At 30.7% G+C, this 672-nt stretch carries 1 pseudogene; it reads left to right on the top strand.

From position 1 onward, the window contains the following. Positions 1-8: 8 nt before the first annotated feature. Positions 9-672, top strand: a pseudogene (locus HC175_RS16015) (BREX-1 system adenine-specific DNA-methyltransferase PglX); the annotation flags it as partial.

The raw sequence follows: 672 nt of genomic DNA on the forward strand, positions 1-672 counted from the left end.
TCAGATACATGCCTGTAAATCAAATTATAAGTGGCGCAGGACCTGGGATTTACCCTTCTGAAAATTTTGAAGATGTGAGATATTGTTTAGCTTTTTTAAACTCCCAAATGTCCTACTATTTAACTGATTGTCTTAATCCTACTGTTAATACCACACAAGGTGATTTGAAAAGAATTCCATTCGTAAAACCAAATGAGGAAATTCGAAAAGAGGTGTCAACAATGGCAGATATGAATATTGCACTTAGAAAATTCCTTTGTTCTTTTAGCTGGATAAATATTGAATTTTCACAAACTCCTTTTTACTCAGGGATAGAAGCAGACTTAAAAAAAAGGGTGAAATCTTTTTTTGATATAGAAAATAACCTTAATACAAGAATACTTCTAAATGAAGCCATCATCAATAAAAAAATATTTGATGTTTATGAATTAACTGATTCCGATAAAGAAATGGTTTTAGCAAAACAAGGAGAAAGCATCGGAGGATTACCCGTCAACATGGCTGCTAAACTTGCCTATATTAACAACAAAATAGTTGAATTTCCAATAGATAATTTGAAAAAGCATATAGAAGCATTATCTATAAAAGAATTTTCAACAGACGAAATAGAAAAAATTAAAAATGAATTCCCTCAGTTGTACCAAAGCAACAACGACTTAGAAGAATTTTGTA

It is taken from the genome of Salinimicrobium oceani (assembly GCF_012037645.1).